Below are 24,110 nucleotides of genomic sequence, written 5' to 3'. Positions count from 1 at the left end.
CTCACATCACCCTGCGCAGCGAACGCCGGCTGTGGGAGTGGATCTTGGCGGTGATGCGCTCGCGCCGGCGCAGGCGCGCCGCGTCCAGCAGCATGCGGCCGGCCCAGCGATAGACATTGAAGTCGCGCACCAGGCTACGCATGCTGCGCATGCGCTCGCGCTGCTCCATCTCGGGCATGGTCAGCGCCCGGTAGAGCGCATCGGCGCCCTGTTCCACGTGGTACGGATTGATGATCAGCGCCTCGTGCAATTCGCGCGCCGCGCCGGTGAACTGCGACAGGATCAGCACGCCGCGCTCATCGTCGCGCGAGGCGATGAATTCCTTGGCCACCAGGTTCATGCCGTCATGCAGGCTGGTCACCACGCAGACATCGGCCGCGCGGTAGTACCGCATCACCTGGTCCGACTCGTAGTGCTCGATCTTGAGCATGATCGGGTCGATGCCGCTGGCGCCATACTTCAGGTTGACCCGCTGGGCCAGTGCCCGCACCCGCGCTTCCAGGTTCTGGTACTCCTCCAGCGAGGTGCGGCTGGGCGCGGCGATCTGCACCATGGTGAACCGTCCGGCCATCGAAGGATGCAGCTCCAGCATCCGCTCCACCGCCTGCAGGCGCTCCAGGATGCCCTTGGTGTAGTCGAGCCGGTCCACGCCGATGGCCATCAGGTGGTCGCGCGGCAGGCCCAGTTCGCGCCGCACCGATTCACGCGACTGCTCGATGGTCTCGGCATACGGCTCCTCCGGCCAGGCGATGGAGATGGGATAAGGCTCGACCTGGGTCAGGTCGCCGCCATAGGAGATGGTCGAGGCTTCATGCTCGATGCGGGTTTCAAGGTAACGGTCCACGGTTTCCAGAAAATTCTTGCAGTGAAAGGGCGTATGAAATCCCAGCAGTGTATTGCCCAGGAGGCCTTCGAGGATTTCCTCGCGCCACGGGCAGATGCCGAAGGACTCCGGGTTGGGCCAGGGAATGTGCCAGAACATGATGATAGTGGCGCGCGGCAGTTTCTCACGCACCATGCGCGGCAGCAGCGCGAAGTGATAGTCCTGCACCAGCACCACCGGGTCTTCGGTATGGGCTTCGGCAATCACCGCATCGGCAAAGCGCTGGTTGACCTTTACATATTCGTCCCAGTCGGAAGAGCGGAACACTGGCCGCACATGGGCGATATGGCACAGCGGCCACAGGCCCTCGTTGGCAAAGCCGTAGTAATAGCCCTGCTCCTCTTCCTTGGTCAGCCAGACCCGGCGCAAGGTATAGGCCGGGTTCTTCGGCGGCACCGGCACCCGGTCGTGGTCGTCCACAGTCTCGCGGTCGGCGCTGCCGGCGCCATGGGCGATCCAGGTGCCGGAGCAGGCCCGCATCACCGGCTCCACCGCGGTCACCAGGCCGCTGGCGGGGCGGCGCACCTCGATGCCATTGGCGGTGCGGGTATGGATATAGGGCTCGCGGTTCGATACCACCAGCACTTCATCACCTGCCAGTTCGTCATGCAGCAGCGCGCGCAGCTTGTCGGCATTCCATACCGCGGCCGAGTTTTCCTGGCTGCGCCGCTCGACGTTGTACTCATGCAGCAGGGCGCGCAGGTCGCTCACCAGCGGCTGCACCTCCGGCGGCGCATAGGCATTCTGCGACTGCGACGCATTGACGTTCGGACGCAGCAGCCGGCGCATCGAGTTGATCCAGCCGCGCCAGCTCAGGTGGGCGACGAACACCGTAATCAGCGACACCACCACCGCCAGCAGCGCAAACAGCGCGATCACGTACTTCTTCGCATCGGCGCTGCGGCGCTCGATGTAGCTCATGTCATGCACCAGGATCAGCTTGCCCAGGTACTGGGCGCCGTTGCGCAAGGTGCTTTCGGTGACATGGATGCGCGCGCCGCGCGGCAGCGTGATCAGAGACTGTCGCATCGGCTGGGTGTAGTTGCTGGGCGGGCAGCCCAGCGCATCCGGATAGCCCAGGGTCTTGTAGACCAGGGTGCCCTGCGGGCTGCAGAACGCCAGCGACGACAGCCGTCCCTCCTGCACCGAGCGGTCCAGCAGCTGGGCAATGCGCCGGTCTTCCCCGCGGGGCACATATTCCTGCAAGGGCTCCTGCAGCGCCGACGACACCATCTGCGACCGCGCATCGAGATCGCGCACGAACCAGCGCAGCGTCATGTCATCCACCAGCGGCACCACCGCATAGGCGAACAGACCCAGCGCCAGGGCGAGCGGAAGAATGAACCGGATGGATAGTCGGAAAGATTGCAGTGACATGAGCTCTTCTGTTGTTTTCCCTCTTTCAACGGACAGCGCCGGAAATGAACAGTTCCGGCGGAGACGATCGGACGAAGTTCAGTATGCGGCAACGCCGCAGCATGAATGGTGCGCCATATCACTTAGAACGTTGATATGACCGGTTGACCCTGCGAATGTTTTCACACATAAACATCTTTTCCCTGCGTAAGAAGATCGATTTAACCTTGCGCCTCGATTTGCCTGGACACGACCTGCCAAGCCCATGACGTCCGGCGTCTGTGCAAACAGTGTGCGCGAAGCGTGCCACCCGCCCATGCCAGGATCTGGCGCTGCAATTACCGGCCTTCACATTACGTAGTCTGACCTGCCTGATGGTGCCCATCAGGTCGTTCCCTTGCGCTTTTCCATGTAACCGCTATAAGCAGATTGCGATTTATCAGTTGCCTTCTCGCAACCATTAAACCGTGTTTGGTCCGGCCGGCAAGAACCGCACGGACCGCAATGCAAACAAGCCATCGCTCATTGACATGCCAAACCCCCATGACATTCCCGGGCAGTGCAATACCGCGTCAACCAACGCCCCATCCCTGGCTGCGGACGCGCTTAATCATGCGCACGACACCGACACCGGCCTGCAATGCCTGCTCATGATGAGCAAGCTGCATGGCATCGCGGCCGATGCGGCGCAGTTGCGGCACCAGTTCGGGCAGGAAGCTTTCAGCACGCAGGCCATCCTGCTGGCGGCCAGAGAAATCGGGATGAAGGCAAGACTTGTGAAGCAGGATCCGGATCGCCTGGAACAAGCCCCGCTGCCAGCGATAGCCATGGACCATGCTGGGCGTAGCTTCATCCTCGGCCGGGTGGACAGGCAGCACACGCCAGCCCGTGTCCTCGTCCAGCGCCCGGGCCAGCCGCCGGAAGTCATCGAGCTGCATGCCTTCATGGCGCAGTGGACCGGTGAACTGATTTATTTCACGAGCAGGGCCAGCTTTGCAGGCGCCATGGCGCGGTTCGACTTTAGCTGGTTCATCCCGGCGGTGGTGAAGTACCGCAAGACGCTCGGCGAGGTGCTGCTGATTTCACTCGTGCTGCAAATCATCGGCCTGGTCACGCCCCTGTTCTTCCAGGTCGTGATGGACAAGGTTCTGGTCAACCATGCCATGAAAACCCTGAACGTGATCGCCATCGGCCTGATCGCCGCCACGGTGTTCGAGGCTTTGCTCTCTGGCATACGCAGCGCCGCGTTTGCGCACACCAGCAGCAAGATCGATGTCGAACTGGGCACACGGCTGTTCGGGCATCTGCTGGGCCTGCCCATTCGTTATTTCCAGGCGCGCCGGGTGGGCGACTCGGTTGCCCGCATCCGCGAACTGGAGAATATCCGCGCTTTCCTAACTGGCAATGCGATCACGCTGTTGCTCGACAGCGTATTTTCCGTTGTCTTCCTCGGCGTCATGCTGTGGTACAGCCCGCAGCTGACGTTGATCGTGGTGCTATCCATTCCGGCCTATCTGGCATTGTCCTTCCTGTGCACGCCCCTGTTGCGGGCCAGGCTCAACGACAAGTTCAACCGGGGCGCGGAAAACCAGGCCTTCCTGGTGGAGACGCTGGCCGGCATCGAGACGGTCAAGGCGATGGCCGTCGAGCCCTGCTGGCAGCGCAAGTGGGACAAGCAACTGGCCGCTTACGTGGCGGCCGGACTATCGAGCGCCAACATCAGCCTCCTGGCCAGCGGCGGCGTGAGCCTCATCTCCAAGCTGGTGACAGCCGCCATCATGTGGCTGGGCGCGCTGCTGGTGATCGACAACAAGCTCAGCGTGGGCGAACTGGTGGCATTCAACATGCTGGCCGGCCAGGTTTCCTCGCCGATTCTACGGCTGGCCCAGCTCTGGAACGAATTCCAGCAAGTAGGCATTTCCATGAGCCGGCTGGGCGACGTGCTCAATGCCCAAACCGAAGTCAGCGGCCGCAAGACCCGCATTCCGCGCATCGCCGGCGCTATCGAATTCGATCAGCTGTCCTTTCGTTATCACGCCGATGCGCCCGATGTAATTCGCCAGGTGCAGTTGCGCATCAGACCGGGCGAAGTCATCGGCATCGTCGGACGTTCCGGCTCGGGCAAGAGCACGCTGACCAAGCTGGTGCAGCGGCTTTACGTTCCCGACCGGGGCCGGGTGCTGGTGGATGGCCAGGATATCGCCATCATCGACACCGCCTCGCTGCGCCAGCAGATCGGCGTGGTCCTGCAGGAAAACACCCTGTTTTCCTGTTCCGTCAGAGACAACATTGCGCTGGCCGATCCAACCATGCCGATTGAACGCATCATCGAAGCGGCCCGGCTGGCCGGCGCGCACGGCTTCATCTGCGAACTGCCGGAAGGCTATGACACGCTGGTGGGCGAACACGGCACCGGCCTGTCCGGCGGACAGCGCCAGCGCATTGCGATCGCGCGCGCGCTGATTGGCAATCCGCGCATTCTGATCTTCGACGAAGCCACCAGTGCCCTGGACTATGAATCGGAAAGCATCATCCAGGACAACATGCGGCAGATTTGCGCCGGGCGTACCGTGCTCATCATTGCCCACCGCTTGAGCGCCGTGCGTGACGCCAGCCGGATCGTGGTGCTGGAGCGCGGCCAGATCGTACAGACGGGCAGCCACGAGGAGCTGCTCCGGCAACCCGAAGGCATATACAGCCATCTCTTCCGCCTGCAATCGGTCCATCTTCACCATGCCAGTGGCGGGGACAAGGCGCCATGAGCATCCGTCATCGCCTGCAGGCCCTGAGCAGCCTGCTTGATCGCTACTACCGCACCTTCGCGCTTTACTGGAAGCAGCGCGATGCAATGCGCACCGGCTTTCTCAAGCGCGAGGAAGCAGAGTTTCTACCCGCCGGCCTGGCGCTCCAGGAACGGCCCGACTCACCCACCTTGCGCTGGACCGGCCGCATCCTGATGGCCATCGTGCTGTTCGTGCTGCTGTGGTCGGTGCTGGGCCAAGTGGACATCATCGTCAATGCCAACGGCAAGATCATTCCTTCGGCGCGCACCAAGACCATCGGGTCGGTGGACGTGGCAAGCGTGCGCGCCCTGCATGTCAGCGAGGGCCAGTCAGTCAAGGCGGGCGACCTACTCATCGAGCTCGACACCAGCATGCAGGATGCCGAACATGACAAGGCCAGTGGCGACGCCGCTGCCGCGATGCTGCTGGCGGCCCGGTCGCAGGCCATGATAGCCGCCATCGACGGCTTGCGGCCTCCCCGCCTGCCGCCGCTGCCGGCGGTGCCGGCTGCTCAATGGGAAGCGGCGCGCCGCCACCTCGACGGCCAGTACCGTGACTTTCGGGCCAGGCTGGCGCAAATCGATGACAGCATTGCGCATCATGCGGCGGCGCTGCCGCTGGCGGCCAGACAGGCGGAGGACTACAAGGTGCTGGCGCAGCAGGGCGATGTCGCATTGCATGCCTGGCAGGACAAGGAGCGCGCCAGAATCGAGCTGGCCGGTCATCTGGCCGAGGCCAGAAGCCAGCGTGCCGCGCTGATTGCCCAGATGCGCAAGGATGCCCTGGACGCCCGGGCCGAGGGCCAGCGCGTGGCCGCCGCCAGCGGGCAGGACGCCCGTCGCGCTCGCGAGCATGGCCGGCTGCTGCGCCTGACCGCGCCAGTGGATGGCACGGTGCAGCAGCTGGCGGTGCATACCGTCGGCGGCGTCGTGCCGGCCGCGCAAGCGCTGATGCAGATCGTGCCGCGGGAAGACCGCCTGGAAGTGGAGGCTTTTGTCGAGAACCGCGACGTTGGCTTCGTGCACGAAGGCCAGCATGCCGAGGTCAAGATCGACACCTTTGACTACACCCGCTATGGCACGGTCCCGGCCATCGTCCGGCAGGTCTCGCGCGACGCCACGCAGGACGAAAAGAAGGGGCTGATCTATGCAGTCAGGGTGGCGCTCCAGCGCGACAGCATCATGGTCGACGGCAAGGCCATGCCATTGAGCGCGGGCATGGCGGCCAACGTGGAAATCAGAACCGGCGAACGACGCATCATTGCCTATGTGCTCTCGCCGCTGATGCAGCACCGGAGGGAGGCGCTGCATGAACGTTGAACGGCAACGCCATCGGCGGCAAAAAATGGCTGCGCTGGCATTGGCATTGACGCTGGCCCTGTTCCATGCCGCCGGGACCAGCGCGCAAGCCCTGCCGCACCAGATCTTCCCGCCGCACGCCGACCCATTGTCAACCCTGCCGCCCGTGATCGCCACCGGCGCCACGCTGCCCGGCGACGACCATGTGGCGCCATGCCCCGCCGAGCCGGCCTTGCCTGCGGCGCTGGGCCTGGCCGACGCGGTGGACCTGGCGCTGTGTCATAGCCCGCAACTGCAAGGCGCCTGGGCCGCGATCCGGATTCAGGCAGCCGGCCTCGGCACGGCCAGGGCCGCCTTCCTGCCCAGCCTTTCCCTGAGCGCCAGCCGGCTGCACAGCCGACAGAGCACGTCTGGCATGCCAGACGGCCCGGTCGGCATTGCCAGTTCTTCCTACTCGGCCAGCCTGAACTGGCGCCTGTTTGACTTTGGCGCCCGGCAAGCCAGCGCGGACGCAGCACGGTTGCTGCTCGATGCCGCGCTCGCCAGTCACGATGCCAGTGTGCAGAAAGTCCTGGCGGAGGTGGTGCAGGCCTATTTCGACGCGCAGACCGCACAGGCCGCATGGGATGCGCGGCAAAGCCAGGAAGCCATGGCAGAGGCGATGCTGGAAACGGTGACCCGGCGCGAGCTGCGTGGTGGCGCGGCGCAAACCGACACCCTGCAGGCCGCCACCGCGCTGGCCAGGGCAGGACTGGAGCGCAGCCGCGCGGAAGGCGCCTATCGTCGGGCACTGGCAGCACTGGTGTCTGCGCTTGGCATTCCGGCGGGCAGCCGCCTCACGCTGGCCACGGATCTCGCCGATCCGGACCATGTGCTGCGCCGCGAGCTCGACAGCTGGTTCGAGCAGGCTCAGGCCACGCACCCGGCGCTGCTGGCCGCGCGCGCGCAACTGGCAGCCGCCCGCCAAGGCATCGCCGCCGTTCAGGCCGAAGGCTTGCCCAGGCTGGATTTCAACAGCGCGCTGTATATCAATGGCCGTCCCAACCAGGGCGCCCTGCGCGATACCAGGGAAACCACGGTGGGCGTCACGCTCAGCATTCCGCTGTTCGACGGCTTTTCCCATTCCTACCGGATCCGCGACGCCCAGGCACGGGCCGAACAAAAGGCAGCCGATCTGCGTGATGCGCAACGACAGGTCATGCTGCAAGTGGCCCAGGCCCATGCCGATGCCCGTGCCGCGCTGGCCAATCTGGACATGTCGCAAAGCCTGCTCGACGCAGCCGGCCGTGCGCGCGATTCGGTCCAACGCAGATACGAGCGCAATGCCGCCTCGATCCAGGACCTGCTCAACACGCAAAGCGCCCACGACGATGCCCAACAGGAGCGCCTGCGCTGCCAGGCCGAATGGCGATCGGCGAAACTGCGGCTGCTCGCCGCGGCCGGCAGGCTGGGTCGCTGGGCGCTGGCGAAGTAAACGGGCATTGCGATCCGGGCAGGCAATGAGGGACTGTGACGAATGTCGGCCCAACCGGCTTGCGTGCGGTGCTGGAAACAGGCAGTCAGCGAGAGACTGACCAGGCGCAAAATCTGGCGCAGAACCGGTAGCAGCCCACACTGCGCAGGAAACGCAGTCAGTCTTCCCGCCAATTGTTTAACGAACCAAACAGTCTTTTGCGCGACTTGCATCACGGCATAGGATCGCCACCTGCCTACGCCATCCGATGGATGGCCGCTACATGACGCAAGCGCATCGCTTCCCGGCACGCACAAGCTCCGGATGTAGCACCACCTCCCGCATCAGCCGCATTCCCGTCGTTGCATCAACCCCGACGCCCCGCATGGCGTCTGGCGTTTTCGCCTGTTGACTGACCGATTGAGGAGTACATCGATGGCAAGAATGGCTGTTGGAATTCCCGGATGGATTGTCGTGTTCTTGCGCCCTCGGCCACATGAAGACGCATGCATGACCACACCCGCAGCATTGGACCGGCCCTTTGCTTCACGTGCGAGCACCGAGCCACCTCAGACATGCGCCCAAGCCGCCATGGCCGCTGAACATTGCACCAGGCGCACGGCGAACGTAGAGGCCTTGTGGCAACGCATTCGACGCAAGCTTGCGACTATCGGCATGCACGCCACCCTGCTCTGCCTGGCGCTATGCGCCGCTGTCACCTGCCATGCCTGGCCAACATCACAGGCAAGCGAACGGCCCATCCTGCCCGAGCTGCAGGAGCTATTCGAGGAAGCGGTAGACACCTTCCCTATCATGACACTGCATGGCATGCCGCAACCCCGGATGAGGGGAATCTCCTGGGTCGACAACCATCGTGTGATCTACACCGTACGCAAGCTGCCCGACTGGGAGGCGCGCAGCGACGAGCGTTCGAAGATCATCATCTACGACATCGATGCCCAAACCTACGAAGAGACGCCCTATCGCGGCGACCTGTGGTGTCTGGGCCTGGAAGGCCAGATCCTGGTGCAGGACTACGCGCTGCCTTACTTTTTCACTATCCAGCCCGGGGATACAGCAGAGGACACGCGCCATTTCCTCAGCGGCACGCTGGGCCAGCCCCTGACCCACATCGAACGCACACCTGAAATCCGCCAGGTGGATCCCTTTTCCTGCCGCTTCTACAACAACGCGGATCACAACTTCGGCAAGGGACACATGCTGCGTCCCTTGCGGCCGGGTGACGGCGTTCTCGATGAAGCGCCAGGTGGCGACATACGGCTGGTCAGCCCGGAGGGAAATACCAAGTGGGTTCTAAAAATCGACCAGAGCTGCAACCTTCTTCCCGGGCCGGTCTACATGCCATGGATAAACCGCTACTACATCCGAAGCACCTGGCTGGGTGGAAAGCCGGGATGCAACCACGCGAACCGAAACACCTGGCTGTTCTCGGCTGAAGAGATTCAGATTCAGATCCAGACCCTGACCATGCCTCGCCTATTGGATGAACTGCAAAAGCCTGTGCGTGGGCTCGGGAGCCAAAGCACCATTTATTGGGCCAAGCCAGGCATGTTCTTTTCCGTGCGGTACAGCAATGGACTCAACGGCCTGTACTGGGTCGATGAAAAGGCCGGAAAGTTGAAGCGTGTTTTAAAGCAGCCGTGGGACCTGGACCAGATCTCGCCAGACGGGTGTCGCAGCCTGATTAATACCAATCCTCCCAGGTTGATTGAACTATGCAAGGAACAAATGCAATGGACAATGCGATCCTTACAGAAGCCGAAGCACCTCGCGTGGCAATAAGCGCAAGTCAATACCGTCATGTGCGCTAATTCTCTCGCAAGAGGCATGGCGGCCATGGAAGCAATAGGGCAGCGCGTCTGGTGCAACATTGCGGCTATCGGCATGCACGCTACCCTTCTATGCCTAGCGCTATGCGTCGCGGTCACTTGTCATGCCTGGCCAACACGACAGGCGAGCGAGCGCCCTATCCCTCCCGAGCTGCAGGCGCTGTTCGAGGAAGCCGAGGGCACCTTCCCGATCAAGACTCTGCATGGCATGCCTGAAGCGCAGAATATTGGTGTCTACTGGCTCGACAACCACCGCGCCATCTACACCGTACGCAAACTGCCCGGCTGGGAAGCACGCAGCGATGAGCGTTCGAAGATCATCATCTATGACGTCGATGCGGGAACGTATGAAGAAACGTCCTATCGGGGTGATCTCAAATGCCTGGGCACCGAGAGGCAGGTCCTGGTGCAGGACTATGCCCTGCCTTACTCTTTCACTATCCAGCCCGGCGATACGAAAGAAGATACGCGCTACTTCCTCAGCGGCACGCTGGGCCAGCCCCTGACACGCTTCAAGCGCCCGCATGAGCTCGGCATGCTCGTTCCTTTCTCATGCCGTTTCTACGACAACGCCGATCACAACTTCGGCATGGGAGACATGCTAGGCGCGTTGCGGCCCGGTGATGGCGTGCTCGATAGCACACTGGGCGGAGACATACAGCTGGTCAGCCCTGAAGGGAAAACCAAGTGGGCCATAAAAATCGACTGGAGTTGCAACCTTTTCCCCGAGCCGGTCTACCTGCCGTGGATGAACCGCTATTACACCCAAACTTCCTGGTCTACCGGAATGCAAGGCTGTGACCACGTAGAACAGAACGCTTGGTTATTTTCGACCGAACAAATTCAAACCCTGTCCATGCCTGGCCTTATCCGGGAATTACTAAAACCCGATCGCCAACTCGGCGGTAATGGCACCACATACTGGGCTAGGCCAGGCATGTTCGTCTATGTGCAATACAGCACCGGACTTAATGGCCTGTATTGGATTGATGAAAAAGCTGGGAAATTAAAACGCGTCTTCAAAAACCCTTGGCGTCTCCAAAGAGTGTCACCCGATGGGTGCCGAAACCTTGTAATGACAACCCCTGCTGTCTTAATTGAACTATGCAAAGGACAAACACAATGAACAATGCAGCCCTTAACGAATCCGAAGCACGCCGCGTGGCGATAAGCGCAAGTTACAACCGTCATGTGTACTAATCCTCCGGCAAGAGGCATATCGGCCATGGAAGCAATAGGGCAGCGCGTCTGGTGCAACATTGCGGCTATCGGCATGCACGCTACCCTTCTATGCCTGGCGCTATGCGTCGCGGTCACTTGCCATGCCTGGCCAACACGACAGGCGAGCGAGCGCCCTATACCTCCCGAGCTGCAGGCGCTGTTCGAGGAAGCCGAGGGCACCTTCCCGATCAAGACTCTGCATGGCATGCCTGAAGCGCAGAATATTGGTGTCTACTGGCTCGACAATCAGCATGTGATCTACACCACGCGCAAGTTGCCCGGCTGGGAAGCACGCAGCGATGAGCGTTCGAAGATCATCATCTATGACGTCGATGCGGGAACGTATGAAGAAACGCCCTATCGTGGCGATCTATGGTGCGTGGGTCTAGAAAAGCAGGTCCTGGTGCAGGACTATGCCCTGCCTTACTCTTTCACTGTCCAGCCCAGCGATACAAAGGAGGACACGCGCTACTTTCTCAGCGGCACGCTGGGCCAGCCGCTGACCCGCTTCAAGCGCCCACATGAACTTGGCATGCTGGACCCGTTTTCCTGCCGCTTCTATTCCAACTCGGACCACAACTTCGGCAAGGGACACATGTTGGGAGCTTTGCGGCCGGGCGACGGGGTACTCGATCAAACCTTGCAGGGGCACACCCGATTGATTACTCCGGATGGGAAAGTGCCATGGTCCGTCTATGCAGACCGCAGTTGCAATTCATTTGCTCTGCCAGTCTACCTGCCTTGGTTAAACCGATATTTCTCCTACGCGGCATGGTCCAGCTCCAGGCAGGGCTGCGAGAACGAAAGTGAAAGCTCTTGGTTGTTTTCCACCGAGCAGATTCAAACTCTACATCTTCCAGCGCTGATACAAGAACTGCGCAAACCCGACAGTCGGCTGGGAGGCGATGGCGTTACCTATTGGGCCAGGCCGGGCATGTTCGTCTTTGTGCAATCCAGCATTGGCCTTGACGGTCTGTACTGGGTCGATGAAAAAGCTGGGAAATTGAAACGGGTCTTCAAGAAACAGTGGCACCTCCAAAGACTTTCACCCGATGGGTGCAGAAACCTTGTGATGACAACTCCTGCTGTCTTAATTGAACTATGCAAAGGACAAACACAATGAACAATGCAGCCCTGACGCAAACTGAAGCACGCCGTGTGGCGATAAGCGCAAGTCACAACTGTCATGTGTACTAATCCTCTCGCAAGAGGCATGACGGCCATGGAAGCAATAGGGCAGCGCGCCTGGCGCAGCTTTGCGGCTATCGGCATGCACGCCACCCTGCTCTGCCTAGCACTATGCGTCGCTGTCACCTGTCATGCCTGGCCAACATCACAGGCAAGCGAGCGTCCTATCCCGCCCGAGCTGCAGACACTGTTCGAGGAAGCGGAAGGCACCTTCCCCGTCAGGACGCTTCATGGCATGCCACAACCCAGGCTCAGGGAAATCTTCTGGGTCGACAACCACCGCCTGATCTACACCGTGCGCAAGCTGCCCGGCTGGGAAGCGCGCAGCGACGAGCGCTCGAAGATCATCATCTATGACGTCGATGCCGGCACCTACGAAGAGACGCCGCATCGCGGTGACCTCTGGTGCCTGGGACTGGAAGGACAAATCCTGGTGCAGGACTATGCGCTGCCTTACTTTGACACTGTCCAGCCCGGCGATACGAAAGAGGATACGCGCTATTTCCTGAGCGGTACGCTGGGCCAAACGCTGAACCGCTTCAAGCGCCCGCATGAACTCGGCATGCTGGATCCCTTTTCTTGCCGCTTCTACGACAACGCAGATCACAACTTCGGCAAGGGACACATGCTAGGTTCGTTGCGGGCAGGCGATGGGCTTCTCGATGAAGCGTTGGGTGGCGACATACGACTAGTAAGTCCTGAAGGCAAAACCAAGTGGACCCTAGAAATCGACCAGAGCTGCAACCTCTTTCCCGAGCCAGCCTACTTGCCATGGATGAATCATTACTACACCCGAAGTTCCTGGTCGAGTGGAAGTCCTGGATGCGACAACGTGAAACGCAATGCCTGGTTGTTTTCGAGCGAACAAATTCAGACCCTACCCTTGCCCTCCCTGATCCAGGAATTGCGGAGGCCTGGCAGGCAACTAGGGGGCTATGGCACTAGTTACTGGGCCAAGCCAGGCATGTTCGTCTATGTGCAGTACAGCATCGGACTCAACGGCTTGTACTGGGTCGATGAAAAAGCTGGAAAGTTGAAGCGTGTTCTAAAGCAGCCATGGGGCCTGGATCAGGTCTCGCCAGACGGGTGTCGCAGCCTGATTCGCGCTAATCCTCCTAAGTTGATTGAATTATGCAAAGGACAAACACAATGAACAATGCAGCCCTTACAGCAGCCGAAGCACGCCGCGCGTCAATCGGCGTTGGAATGACGCAAACCGCCTACGCCTTGAATAATGGTGGCGGCATCGTCAATAACCAGCCCCTGGTATACATTGACGACCGCACTACTGCCGGGCGGCCCGGACACAATCCGCTGAACCTGTCCATTCCGACCGAGTTTATAGTCAGAGGTATATTCAAGGACGACAGCGCACCCAGCAAAAATACCGGCGCGGATATGTTTGTCGCTTATAACCCGCAAACCAAAGAGGTCGGCATCGGCATCGCCGGAACCAATGGTGTCGGGCGCGACATGCCTGATACCCGGTCCGACATTTCCCTGATGGGCGCGGACCAGGCGGCATGGCTCGCACAAAATGGTAACTTTCAAAACTTGATTTCGAAACTAGGCGTCGAAGCCGGTGGTATCAGCAAGCTGCACTTCATCGTCGGCGGCGACAGCCTATCCGCGGTGCCAGCCATCATCATGCCCAGCCTGTTGGTTTACGGCTTACCCGAGACAAGTACTACCAAGGAAATCCCCCGCCTCGGCCTCACCGCAGACCAATTCACCATCACCAACGTCGTCCCCCTCGGCGCCAACTATGCCGCCGACTACCTCGGCATCGCCAACAACGTCAAGACATTCGCCCAGTCCGCCAACATCATCAACCTCACCGTCTACAACGACAAGAGCGGCTACGATGCCGTCACCGCCATGGGGGGCGGCAGTCCCGGGCGCTATTTCCAGATCGATGCGCCGGGCGATACCTATAGCTCGGTCGCATCGCGACACCAGATGAATTACGGCTTTACCGCCGGCCTGTCCAACATCGACTATGACTTCACCAGAGTCAAGCCGATCGCCATGCCGCCGCTCTATACCCACCAGAGCATCAATGCGGTCACGTCCGAGCTGGCCGGCGCGCAGCTGGTGGAAAACAACTGGGTATCGCTCAGCGCCGCCGGCTATGCCGGCATCATGCTGTCGGCGCCCGGTGAAACCGCCGCCTCGGCCTCCAAGTACCTGCAACAGGAATTGGGCATGTTCGAGCCCCTGGCCAAGGTCGCGGGGGTGTTCGTCGAAGGCGTGCTGCGGATCGGGTCGCTCGCCCATCCTGCCGTGGCCATAGGCACCTTTCTCGCCGGCCTGTTCGCCGGCAAGGCGCTGGGATCGAAGTCGCCGGTGCTGCCCAGCTTGCCCAAGCCGGAAGCCGGCTACACCCGCGTCATTCACACCGACCCGCAAACAGGCCTGGTGGTGGTGGTCGATTCCGGCAGCGACCGCACCATCGTCCACTATGCCGATGGCTCACGCCGCACCTATGACCTGGAAGGCAATGTCACCCTGAACCGGCCGGATGGCACTACCAGCTTTCGCAATGCCGACGGCGAAGGCATGCTGCGCATCGGCGCCAGCGGCACGACCGTGCTGCTCAACCCGGAAGACATGGTCGATCTCCTGCCCGCCAGCGTGGTGCGCATCAGCACGCCCGGCGCAAACGGCAGCACCGTGATCCGCGACTATGCGCCATGGTCGATGACGAGCTATGTCGGCAACTATGGCTCGTACGGCAGCGGCGCCTTCGTGGCGACCCAGCCGGCAAGCACGGTGGCCACCATCAACAGCGCCGATGTGCTGTACGCCGACGCTGCACACCAGACGCTGGCCAGCATTGCCCGCGACACCGGCATTGCGCTGCCGGACCTGGTCAAGGCCAACAGCAATCTCTCGGCCGATATGAGCATGGCGCCAGGCACCAAGGTCGTGCTGCCCGGCGCCGATGTGTTTTCCCTGTTCATTAATCCCACGCCCGCCAGCGGCAAGGCGGAGAAGACTGCGGCCAGCGACTTCAATGCCGAAGCTTCCCGGGTTGAGCAAGGCGTGGTCTCTTCCGGCGCCGGGTGGGTGCTGGGCACCGATGCCAGCCGCCTCAACGAGAACCAGAGCCAATTCGGCCACGTCGACAACACCGCGGCAGCCGCCTATACCCAGATTCTTTCAAATGACTTCCGGCCCGGCAACGGCAACCTTGCCACGCCGGTCATGAGCACCAACCTGAGCATGCTGGGCACCGGTTTCTTTAACAGCTTGCCGGATATCCTGGGCAGCTGGCTCAATATCGGCAATGCACAAGCCCAGTTCACCTGGCCTACTGACCCGCTGGTGCTGGACCTGAACGGCGACGGCGTGCGGCTGACCAGCTTCACCACCTCCGGCGTGCTGTTCGATATCGACAATGATGGCGGCTCGCGGGAACAGACCGGCTGGGTCAGCGCCGCCGATGGACTGGTGGTGCAAGACCTCGACGGCGATGGCCGCATCCGCAACAGCAGTGAGCTGCTGTCTGAATACTTTGGCGGTAGGCCGGGCAGCGCCGGCAATCCCGGCGAAAAACGCTATGCCAATGGCTTCGCCGCGCTGGCCAGCCTGGACAGCAATGGCGACCGACAATTCGACAGCCGCGATGCAGCCTGGAACAGCGTGAAGATATGGGTCGACGCCAACCAGGATGGCAAGAGCTGGATCGATACCGATGGCGACGGCGAACTCGATGCCGGCGAACGCAGCGAACTCAAGTCCATGAGTGAGCTGGGCATCAGCCGCATCGACCTGGCCAGCCAGGCGCAATCCGGTGAAATACGGGATGGCAACGAGGTGCTGGCCCGTGGCAGCTTCGTGCAGTCGGGCGTGACGCGGGAAGCGCTGGCAGCCAACTTCCTGGCCAATCCGCTGGGCAGCATCAGCCGCGCTGACGGCACGGGCCGGGTGGTGCAGAGCGACGATGCGCTCAAGGCCTATGTCGCCGGATCAGCGCAGGGTGAACGGATCGACCTCGCGGCCAAGGGCGTCAACAACGCCGTTGGCGGCGCCGGCAACGACACCCTGATTGGCGATGCGGGCAACAACTGGCTGGCGGGTGGCCAGGGCAGCGACCGCCTTGATGGCGGCGCTGGCAATGATGTGCTGCTGATCGATAGCGACGATCTGCAGGCCAATATCCAGGGCGGTGCCGGCATGGACATCGCGCAGGTGATCGGCGACAAGGGCGTGTCCCTCGACATGACCAAGGCCGGCGTGGAAATCGCGCAGGGTGGAAGGGGCAAGGATGTGTTCATCGGCGGTGGCCGTGGCAGCGTGTTCATGCGCGGCGGCGACGGTGGCGACATTCTGGTGGGCGGCTCGGCCAACGATGCAATGGACGGCGAGAATGACAACGACTATCTCGATGGCGGCGCCGGCAATGATGTGCTGCGCGGCGGCCGCGGCGCCGACACCCTGCTGGGCGGCGCCGGCAACGATCTGCTTGATGGCGGCCTGGACGACGATGTGCTTTCGGGCGGTGCCGGCAACGATATCCTGCGCGGCGGCAATGGCGACGACCGCATCGATGGCGGCGATGGCGTGGACGTGCTCGAATTGTCCGGCAGCTTTGCGGACTACCGCATCAGCAAGGGCGATGACGGCATCTGGATTTCCGATACGGTAGCCGGGCGCGACGGCACCGACTTCGTGCGCGGCGTCGAGAAGGCGAACTTCAGCGATGTCGGCCTGGTGGATATTCCCGGCAGCGGCGGCAATGGACTGACCAGCCCATTGCCTGTCAGGGATGTGCTGGACCGGGATGCCGCCGGCATCGCCTTCGATCGCACCCAACCGCATTTGATCGCCGGCAAACAATTGCTGGCCAATGACATCAGCTTCCAGGGCGCCGCGTTGAAGATCACGGCGCTGCACGATGTGACGGGCGGCACGGCCTCCCTGACCGCCAATAGCGATGTGCTCTTCACGCCGGCATCCGGCTATGGCGGCATCATGGGCTTCAAATATACGGTCGGCAACGCCAGCGGCGGCGAGACAACCGACGTGGTGGACCGCGCCACCGGCAAGACAGCCACCATGCGCGCCGCGGTTTATCTCAGAACACCCGACATGCCGCGCGACCCCTTGACGGTGGACCAGTGGTATCTGTCCGCGGCCAACATCCTGCCGGTATGGAAGGACTACACCGGCAAGGGCGTGCGCATCGCCCAGTTCGAACCGGGCGGCTCGTTTGCGATGACCAAGGAAATTTTCGACTACCGGCATTCCGACCTGAAGGCCAATGTCGATCCCTTCTGGCTGGCCAATGCCACACCTGGCCGACTGGCTGGCGAGGGCAGCCAGGACAGGTTCAGCAACCATGCCACCCTGGTGGCGGGCGTGATGGCAGCGGCCAACAATGGCGAAGGCGGCGTGGGCGTTGCCTATGACGCCACCGTGGCGGGCTACTGGATCGATGGCGGGGACTTTTCCGCACTGGACCAGATGCAACGCTATGACGTGGTCAATCATAGCTGGGGAGGCACCACCAACTTCGGGCTGCGGTTCGTGCCGGTGGGGCTAGGCATCATGGCGCAAAGTTATCTCGACGCCATCTGGGATGGCCGCGGCGGCCTGGGCACCATCATCGTCAGCGCGGGCGGCAATGATCGCGCTGAAGGCGGGAACACCAATTACTCCAACATATCCAACAGCCGCTCCAGCATCGTGGTTGGCGCCATCAATGCCACATCCGACTTGGGCGCGTTGCAATTTGGCGGCCAGCCCTTCTCCAGTCCGGGGGCCAGCATTCTGGTGTCTGCGCCGGGCTCCAATGTCACCTCCACATCGCAACTGATCCGCAACGCCAGCGGCAGCAGCTTTGGCGCGGACGCCCAGACCGCGCAGGGCACCAGCTTCGCCACGCCCATTGTGTCGGGCATTGTGGCGCTGATGCTGGAGGCCAACCCGAACCTCGGTTACCGGGACGTGCAGCAGATACTGGCGCTGTCGGCAACACGGGTCGAGGATAGCGGCACGGCCTGGGCTACCAATGGCGCCCGCAACTGGAATGGCGGCGGCATGCATGTATCGCATGACTACGGCTATGGCGAGGTTGACGCCCGCGCCGCGGTGCGGCTGGCTGAAAGCTGGATCACGCAGCAGACTGCCTACAATGAAGTTCGCCTGGCCGCGCCGCCAGCTTCTGGCCAGATCGGCCTCGCGATCCCCGATGGCAATGGCAGTGCCGCCGAGGCTAAGCTGACTGTCGACAGTGCACCATTGGTTATCGAGCATGTAGAGGTGCTGCTCGATATTACGCATGCCAATCCGGGTGATCTTGTGGTGACATTGCGCTCGCCATCCGGCACCGAGTCGGTGCTGGTGAACCGCCCGGGCAAGGCGCCGGGCCAGGCCAGCGATCGCGGCGACGCGCTGTTCAGGGATTCCAGCAGGCTCAGCTTCGTGCTTGATTCCGCGCTGTTGCGGGGCGAGTCCCCGCAAGGCACATGGACGCTGCGCGTGACCGATGCCGTCAGCGGCGCCACCGGCACGCTCAACAGCTGGAGCATGAATGTGTATGGATCGGCAAGCAGCGCGCCTGTGCAGTATGTCTACACCAATGAGTACGCCCAGCTTTCCAAACAGGCCGGCCGCAACGTGCTCACCGTTGCCCCGGGCGCTGGCGCCACCATCAATGCAGCCGCCATCAGCAGCGGCAGCACCATCGACCTGAGCGTGGGCAAGGCAAGGCTTGCTGGCGCAGACCTGACCATGACCAACCCGCAAGCCGTGGCCAATGCGATAGGCGGGGAATTCGATGACACCCTGATCGGCAACGGGCTCGCCAACCTGCTGGCAGGCGGACAAGGCAACGACACGCTGCGGGGCGGTGGCGGCAATGACACCCTGGATGGCGGGCTTGGCAATGACACGCTTGCGGGTGGCGCCGGTGCCGACCTGTTCGTCATTCGCAAGAAGAGCGGTGCGGTTGACATCATTCTCGATGCTGGACAGGAAGATATGGCTCAGGGGCGCGACATGATTGCGCTAATTGGTTTTGGCAAGCTTGACTTCGCCAGGCTCACGCGCAGCCAGGTTGGTGCCGATGTGCGGGTCGATCTTGGAGATGGCCAGATCCTGTGGCTACGCAATCAACAAGTCAGTACGATCGATGCGGCCCGGTTCCGCTTCTTCGATGATGCCAGCAGCATGGCGGCATGGCAGTCGTCCCTGCCCTTGATCGCGCCTGTCCAGACACGCTTTGATGGCACGACCGGCAACGATGCGCTCAAAGGCGGCGCCGGTGACGAATTCCTGTATGGCTTGGACGGGGATGACATCCTGTACGGCGGCGACGGCAACGACCTGCTCTCGGGTGGTGCAGGCCAGGACTTTCTCGATGGCGGCGAGGGCGACGATATCCTGCTGCTTGATGGCGATCAGGGTCGCATCGACATGTCCGGCAAGATGGACATCGGCGTGCGGATAGGTGGCGGCGGCATGGATCGCTTCGTGCTCATGCCCGATAACAGCGGCTTGCCACAAGCTGGCTTCATTGACACCTACATGGTCGGCTATAACCTGATCAAGGATTTTGATCCCAGCAAGGACCGCATCGACCTGAGCATGATCAAGGGCCTGACCGGTTTTAGCCAGCTCAAGATAGGCAAGACACTTAACCGGTTCATTACCCGGGTGTCGGCCACCATCGACGGCAAGACAGTATCGGTGGACCTGTTGGGCATCGAACCCGCGAGCCTGAATGCATCGCACTTCCTGTTCGCAGGAAACCCGAATGCCACCGTGCTGCCGGCCGAAACACCAGCACCCACACTGGTTTTTCCTGTAGGCGCGCCAGTGGCTCCAGTCATGCACTTCCAGTTGCCGCCACCAGCGGCGCCCCAAATCAGCGGTGGCGCTGGCGCTGATATGTTGACCGGCGACGCTGGCGGCAATCTGATCGATGGCGGCGCTGGCGCCGACACCATGGAAGGCCGCAGCGGTGATGATACCTATCTGGTGGACAATGCAGGAGACCGTATCATCGAAGTCGCTGGCGGCGGGTTCGACCTGGTCAAGTCCACCGTCAGTTACCAATTGCCAGGCGAAGTCGAGGCGCTGATCTTGGCGGGCAATGATGCCATCAATGGCAACGGCAATGGCCTGGACAACCGCATCACCGGCAATAGCGCGGCCAATACGCTGGACGGCGGCGCGGGCGCGGATACGATGCTTGGCGGCCTTGGCAACGATCTTTATATCGTCGACGACAGCGCCGACAGAGTGATCGAATCGGCCGACAGTGGCGAGGACACGGTGCGCTCATCCGTCTCCTACACACTGGGCGCCAACCTCGAAAACCTCGAACTCACCGGCAAGGCAGCCATCCAAGGGACGGGAAACGCGCAGAACAATCGGCTGACAGGCAATGACGGCGACAATTTCCTCAATGGCGGCGACGGCGATGACGTATTACAAGGCCGCGGCGGCCGCGATATCCTCAATGGCGGCGCGGGCAATGACACTTACCGTTTCGGCGCCGGAGACGGCCAGGACGTCATTGTTGAAACCGCTGGCAGTGCTGGCGGGGTGGACACCATTGCACTGATGCCCGGCATCACTGCCAATGATGTGTTGGTGGACCGAACAAGCGCTGGCTTGCGGCTGAGACTGGTTAACGGCGAGCAGATCGAGGCGCCGTGGTCCGCCGCCACAGGAAATGCCATTGAAAGAATCGCCTTTGCCGACGGCACCGTATGGCAGGCGGCCGACATCGAGCAGCGCGTGGGGCGGATTCCATCCAGCTTCGATGCCTTGCAAAACCAGCTGGTCACCGAGGACAAGTGGGTGCGCTTTGGCCTGCCAGCCCTGGCCTTCACCCAATTGGACGGCACGGCGCTGCCGCTGATTGCCACCCTGGCCAACGGCGGCGCCTTGCCGGCCTGGCTGAAGTTTGACCCGCTCACACGCACATTCGAGGGAACGCCTGGCAATGCCGATGTTGGTGCGTTGACGGTAAAGGTAGCCACCGCGGGACCGGGAACGTCGATCAGAAGAAGCGAATTCCTGATCACGGTCGCCAACGTTAACGATGCCCCCCTGCTCAATAAGCCCCTGGCGGCACAGCAGGCTAATGAAGATGCCATGTTTCAATATGCCTTGCCGGCCAATACCTTCATCGACATCGACGCCGGAGACGCGCTGGCATACACCGCGACGCTGAAAGGAGGCGGCAAGCTGCCGGACTGGCTGAGCTTCAACACGGCAACCAGTACATTCAGCGCAAAACCCGGAGCTGATGCGCTTGGCGAAATCGATATCGCGGTCACGGCCACGGATAAGGCGGGTGCAAGCGCTACAGCTAGCTTCAAGCTCAACGTCCAGCATGTCAATCATGCGCCGCGCGCAGTTGCAAAGGTTGCAGACCAGAAGCTTCAAAAAGGGAAGGCTTTTCAACTGGTCCTGCCGCAGGACACATTTACCGACCCTGACGCTAAGGACGTTTTACGCTATGCAGCATCCTTGAACGATGGCGGTCCTTTGCCGAGCTGGCTGATTTTTGATCCCGTCTTGCGCAAGCTTTCCGGCACGCCTCCCGGCACAGGCACATTGAACCTGCGCATCACCGCCACCGACAATGCTGGCGCAACAGCGAACATGGCCTTTGGCCTCTACATCGAGGCGCCGCTGTTTACCGGCCCGCCGGTATCAACCTTGCCAGGAATAGACGGCACGGCGGGAGCCGATACGCTGACTGGCACGCGAGGCGTGGATATCATTCGCGGTGCGGACGGAGACGATGTGCTGTACGGCGATGACGGCGATGACCTGCTCTATGGCCAGGATGGCGCCGACAAGCTCTTTGGCGGCGCTGGCAATGACAAACTCGATGGCGGCGCCGGGGACGACAGTCTCAACGGCGCCAGCGGCAACGACACCTACTTCCTATACCGCGGCATGGGTCAGGACATCATCGATGACTTTGACACCACGCCGGGCAATATCGATATGCTGCAAATTGGCGCTGGCATCGGTATCGATCAGCTTTGGTTCAAGAGAAACGGGTTGTGGGATTTGGACATCGGCATCATCGGCACGGAAGATCGCATGACGATACGGTCATGGGAATACTGGCGCAAGGGACCCGGCTGGGAAGGCGTTCAACGCATCGAGCAGTTCAGAACGGCTGATGGCCTGGTGCTGCTGGATACCCAGATCGACCGCATGACCAACGCCATGGCGGCCTACACGCCCCCGTCCAATGGCCAAACCGGCAATCCTTATCCCGAATTGCGTCAAGCCATTCTGGCAATCGCCAGTGAAAACCACGCGCCAGTCCTGGCCACGCCGGTGCCCCAGCAGAGTGCCCTGCAAGGCAAGCCGTTTCAATTCAGCTTTGCCAACGATGCTTTCACGGATGTGGATAGCAAGGACACGCTCAGCTACGTCGCAAGCACTGCAGGTGGCGCACCACTGCCTTCATGGCTGTCATTTGATCCGGCAACACGCACATTCAGCGGCACGCCGCCATCCGTTGGTGTTGTCAGCATCCGTATCACCGCAGCTGACAACAAGGGCAAGGCCGCCAGTGGCACATTCGATATTACGGTGGCAGTACCTCCCGTTCTGGCCAAGGGTACTGAAAATGCCGACATCATTCATGGCAAGGGCAACGACGACACGCTTTATGGCAATGGCGGCGATGACATGTTGTACGGTGAAGCCGGTGCCGACCAGCTTTACGGCGGCTATGGCAATGACCTGCTGGATGGCGGCGCCGGCAATGACCTGCTGGATGGCGGTATCGGCAATGACACCTACCTGGTCTACCGTGGCATGGGCATGGACCGGATTAGCGACTTCGATTACACCGCCGGAAATACTGACACGCTACAACTGGGCGCGGGGATAGGCATTGATCAGTTGTGGTTCAGGAAGGTAAATACGTGGGACCTTGAAATCAGCATCATTGGCAGCAATGACACGATCACGATAGAGAAGTGGGATTTTGGAAGAGGATCGACCTCGGAAAACACGCAACGCATCGAGCGCATCAGGACAGCGGACGGCAAGGTGCTGCTCGACAGTCAGCTTGACCGGCTGGCGCAGTCAATGGCGAGCTATGGTCCTCCCCCCACGGGGCAGACCACGCTCTCGGGCAAGTACGAAGCACTGCGCTCAACCGTGCAGGCAATTGCCAATGAAAACCACGCGCCCCTGCTGATTGCCCCTGTTTCCAATCAGACCGCCTTTCAGGGGAAGCCGTTCGAGCTGATCGTTTCGGAGAAAACGTTCCAGGATGTGGACAGTGCTGACGTGCTTAGTTACTCGGCGAGCATGGCGAATGGCAAACCGTTGCCTGCCTGGCTGACATTCGTTCCCGGAACCCGCACCCTGCGCGGCACGCCGCCAAACCTGGAACCGCTCGACCTGCGCATTATGGCTAATGACAGCAAGGGCGGCACTACAGTATCAGCATTCAGGCTCAATGTCGAAATAGCGCCTGTCGTGCTCAACGGCACGGAAAAAGGGGAGGTTTTGCGTGGTCAGGGAGGTAACGATACCCTTAACGGTCGGGGCGGCAATGACTCGCTCTATGGCGAAGCCGGTGCCGATGTGCTGTACGGCGAAGCAGGCAATGACCTGCTGGATGGTGGCGCGGGCAATGACAAACTTGATGGCGGAACTGGCAACGATACCTACATGATGTACCGCGGCATGGGGGCGGACAGAATCAATGATTTCGACTCCACTACCGGGAACAGCGACACATTGCAGATGGGCGCCGGCATCAGCATTAATCAACTGTGGTTCAGGAAGACAAATCGCTGGGACCTGGAAATCGGCATCATTGGCAGCAATGACACCATGACGATCGAAAAATGGGATTTCTGGTCCAAGGGTTCGCCTTTGGAAAATGCCCAGCATGTCGAGCGATTCCGTACCTATGATGGCAAGCTGCTGGCTGACTCCCAGGTCGACCAGCTAGTACAAGCCATGGCAGCATTCTCGCCTCCCCTCCCCGGCCAAACCACCCTACCGCCGGCGTACCAGGCAGCATTGGCACCCGTGCTGGCCGCAAGCTGGAAGTAGTAATTGCGTTACGCCGAT

Annotated in this window: 10 protein-coding genes; 8 read left to right on the top strand and 2 right to left on the bottom strand. The window is 61.4% G+C overall.

Annotation, left to right across the window (positions count from 1 at the left end):
- Position 1: 1 nt before the first annotated feature.
- Positions 2-2,260, bottom strand: a complete 2,259-nt coding sequence (locus ABC383_RS15315) for an alpha,alpha-trehalose-phosphate synthase (UDP-forming) (RefSeq protein WP_413014952.1) — start codon at positions 2,258-2,260, stop codon at positions 2-4.
- Positions 2,261-2,889: 629 nt separating this feature from the next.
- Here ABC383_RS15315 and ABC383_RS15310 point away from each other — a divergent pair.
- The 7 genes from ABC383_RS15310 to ABC383_RS15280 all read left to right on the top strand — a co-directional run bounded on the left by ABC383_RS15310 (position 2,890) and on the right by ABC383_RS15280 (position 13,185).
- Positions 2,890-5,001 (top strand): type I secretion system permease/ATPase, encoded by a 2,112-nt coding sequence (locus ABC383_RS15310; protein WP_413016380.1) that lies wholly within the window; start codon positions 2,890-2,892, stop codon positions 4,999-5,001.
- A complete protein-coding gene (locus ABC383_RS15305; protein WP_413014951.1) occupies positions 4,998-6,341 on the top strand; it encodes an HlyD family type I secretion periplasmic adaptor subunit in 1,344 nt (447 codons plus the stop codon). The genes ABC383_RS15310 and ABC383_RS15305 overlap by 4 nt, the downstream gene beginning before the upstream one ends.
- Positions 6,331-7,794 (top strand): TolC family protein, encoded by a 1,464-nt coding sequence (locus ABC383_RS15300; RefSeq protein ID WP_413014950.1) that lies wholly within the window; start codon positions 6,331-6,333, stop codon positions 7,792-7,794. The genes ABC383_RS15305 and ABC383_RS15300 overlap by 11 nt, the downstream gene beginning before the upstream one ends.
- 489 nt (positions 7,795-8,283) lie before the next feature.
- Positions 8,284-9,576: a hypothetical protein gene (locus ABC383_RS15295; RefSeq protein ID WP_413014949.1), complete on the top strand. Its 1,293-nt coding sequence runs from the start codon at positions 8,284-8,286 to the stop codon at positions 9,574-9,576.
- 45 nt (positions 9,577-9,621) lie between these two features.
- Positions 9,622-10,749, top strand: coding sequence for a hypothetical protein (locus ABC383_RS15290; protein ID WP_413014948.1), 1,128 nt, complete (start codon positions 9,622-9,624; stop codon positions 10,747-10,749).
- Between the two features lie 99 nt (positions 10,750-10,848).
- Positions 10,849-11,967 (top strand): hypothetical protein, encoded by a 1,119-nt coding sequence (locus tag ABC383_RS15285; RefSeq protein ID WP_413014947.1) that lies wholly within the window; start codon positions 10,849-10,851, stop codon positions 11,965-11,967.
- A gap of 90 nt (positions 11,968-12,057) precedes the next feature.
- The gene (locus tag ABC383_RS15280) at positions 12,058-13,185 is read left to right on the top strand and encodes a hypothetical protein (protein WP_413014946.1); all 1,128 of its coding nucleotides are present in this window, start codon (positions 12,058-12,060) and stop codon (positions 13,183-13,185) included.
- 38 nt (positions 13,186-13,223) lie between these two features.
- On the opposite strand, the gene ABC383_RS15275 is transcribed toward ABC383_RS15280, so the two are convergent.
- On the bottom strand, positions 13,224-13,583 hold the full coding sequence (locus ABC383_RS15275) for a hypothetical protein (protein WP_413014945.1): 360 nt from the start codon (positions 13,581-13,583) through the stop codon (positions 13,224-13,226).
- A gap of 3 nt (positions 13,584-13,586) precedes the next feature.
- Between ABC383_RS15275 and ABC383_RS15270 the strand changes: the two genes are divergently transcribed.
- A complete protein-coding gene (locus tag ABC383_RS15270; RefSeq protein ID WP_413014944.1) occupies positions 13,587-24,092 on the top strand; it encodes a putative Ig domain-containing protein in 10,506 nt (3,501 codons plus the stop codon).
- Positions 24,093-24,110: the final 18 nt, after the last annotated feature.

The organism is Noviherbaspirillum phoenicis (assembly GCF_047237965.1).
GTDB lineage: Bacteria > Pseudomonadota > Gammaproteobacteria > Burkholderiales > Burkholderiaceae_D > Noviherbaspirillum_A.
This window is presented reverse-complemented; position numbering and strand designations above follow the sequence as displayed.